This window comes from Stieleria tagensis, from assembly GCF_024129865.1.
Lineage (GTDB): Bacteria > Planctomycetota > Planctomycetia > Pirellulales > Pirellulaceae > Stieleria > Stieleria tagensis.
In genome coordinates this window covers 1-2607 of the sequence record NZ_JAMYFE010000184.1, presented here as the reverse complement: position 1 = coordinate 2607, position 2607 = coordinate 1, and the positions used below count along the sequence as shown (strand labels likewise).

General features: G+C 59.3%; 1 pseudogene. It reads left to right on the top strand.

The window, feature by feature from the left end:
• Nucleotides 1-549: 549 nt before the first annotated feature.
• A pseudogene (locus tag NHH03_RS27650) lies at nt 550-2607 on the top strand (nuclease); the annotation flags it as partial.

Below are 2607 nucleotides of genomic sequence, written 5' to 3'. Positions count from 1 at the left end.
CAAAGAGCGTGAGCGAGGGATTTAGGCTGTCAACGGGATCCCTCGTTCACGCTTCGGGTTACCAAAGCACAATGCCTCACGCAAAATCGCAACTTCATACGGAGTGTGCTGGGTTACCGACCGACGGCACTTTCGCACCCACTGGCACTGTCCATCCCGCCAGTGCCACGCCGCCTGGAGTTGACGCCCGAATTCTTTTTTCGGTTTCTTGAATCCGTCGACCTGAATGTGGACGTAACTGATTCGACGCAGGTGGAATCGATACGGCGCTCCGTGAGCGACTGCCGTCTACGCATGGTTCCGCTGATTCATGATTGCGCTCGGTAGTGAGCCTAAACGAATGTGGCTACTGCTTGAGTCAATTGTTGCTCGCGATCCACACTCAAAGAACATCCTATGACGGCTCAGCGTGACTTCTCAGCGAATTTTTCTCAACGTGCCCCCGGCCCCACCGCGCGACAGTCGTTGACTGGCCGCTTTCGGCAACGCGGTTCAAGCCAACGCAGAGGCTCGAAACAACGTCGTCTTTTGCTATGCGAACAGCTGGAAGTGCGACGGGTGTTGACCAGCTATCTGGTGGACACAGTGGCCGATGTGGTTGCCGAAGATGGCATGGTCAGTTTGCGTGAGGCCTTGATGGCGGCCAACAGCAACCTGGCGGTCAACGAGGCACAGGCCGGACAGTCCGCCGAACAGGCCATCGATACCATTGCGTTTGCCGGTGAATTGGGCGATGCGCGGATCGAGCTTTCTCTGGGAGAACTTTCTATCTCGGAATCTGTCAATCTGCGTGCCGGCCGGGCGTCATCGGTGGTGATTGATGCCGCGGCAGGCAGTCGAGTTCTGAACGTGGCGGCCGGGAGTGGGACGGTGATCTTGGATTCACTGACCCTTAGCGGCGGCCTCGACGAAATCGGAGGCGGTATCTGGGTGGGCGCCGGCACGCTGTTGCGAATGCAAGACGTTCAATTGATAGACAATGTAGCCACTGGCGATGATGCCAGTCAGGGTGGCGGCGGTTTGTACAGCGATCAGGCCGACGTGGTGATGACCGGTGGAGCGATTCGCGGGAATCTGGCCAATGGTGCAAGCGGTTCCGGTGGCGGGGTTTTCAACGCGGGCGGCAATCTCAGTTTGCGCCAGGTCACTGTGGCTGAAAATGTTGCCAATCGTGCCGGCGGCGGTATCGAACAGTCCGGTGACGAAGCCGAGAGTCTCTTCAGCGAAGTCATGTTGGTTGACAACATCGCTGGACCCGATGGTGCGGCCGCTCCCGGAAATGGCGGCGGGCTGCATGTTAGCGGTGGTGGTGATGTGGATCTGTCGGACAGTGTGGTCAGCAACAACAGCGCCGCACGCGAAGGCGGTGGGTTGTGGAATGGTTTGGGGACGATGACGATTCATGATTCGACGGTCAGTGGGAATGTTGCCAGTGGGAACGCGGCGGATGACGGCGGTGGAGGGATTTTTAACAACGGTGGGACGTTGAAACTGTTTGGTGGGGAACTGGTCGGCAACGTTGCTAACGGCGATGCCGGCAGTGGCGGCGGGCTGTTTAGCACTGCAGGTCTCGTTGTCGCGGATCGAACTCAGATCCAGTCCAATGTGGCCAATCGAGCCGGCGGCGGAATCGAAATCGTTCGCGGTGATTTGACGCTTACCGACGTGATGTTGGGTGGGGCCGCGGAAGGCATGGGCAATGTGGCCGGACCCGATGGATCCGCCGCGCCGGGGAACGGTGGCGGTTTGCATGTCACCGGTGACGCCGGTCAAACGGTGACCCGCATCGTGATCACAGGTGGGGTGGTGCAGGGCAATGTGGCCGCATCCGAAGGCGGCGGATTGTGGAATCAATCGGGCGCGCAACTGTCTGTTTCAGGGCAGACAGAAATCATCGGGAACCGAGCGCTCGGCGAAAGCAATACCGAAGGTGGTGGCGGAGTCTTCAACAACGGCGGCGTGTTGAGTCTGGTTGATGTCACCGTCCGAGACAACGCAGCGACCGGCGCAGCTGGCGGCGGTGGCGGGATTGCAAACGACGGTGGCAGTGTCAGCATTGTTGATTCCGTGATCACAGGCAACGTCGCTGATGGATCAAGCGGCAGCGGTGGTGGTCTGCTGTCACTTGGCGGCAGCGTCGACATCACGGCTTCCTCCTTCGAATTCAACGGTGCCAATCGTGCTGGCGGTGCGATCGAAGTTGTCGATGGGGTGGTGACATTGACCGACAGCCATCTGATCAATAACGATGTTGATGGGACAGCAACCGGTGGCGTTGCCGCGCCTGGCAATGGCGGCGGTTTGCATGTCACCGGTATCGCGCAAGTCAACTTGATCGGCGGAACGGTGTTCGGCAACGTGGCCGCCAGCGAAGGCGGTGGATTGTGGAATCAAGCCGGCAGTACGATGACTGTCGACGGTACTCTGATCGAAGCCAACACGGCGCTCGGTGATCAGTCCGACAACGGTGGCGGCGGAATATTTAACAACGGCGGCGTGTTGGATGTGATCAACGCTGACATCGTTAGCAACTATGCCGACGGTGCCAGTGGTTCTGGCGGCGGCGTGTTGAACGTGGCCGGTGGCGTGGTGACGATTTCGGACACC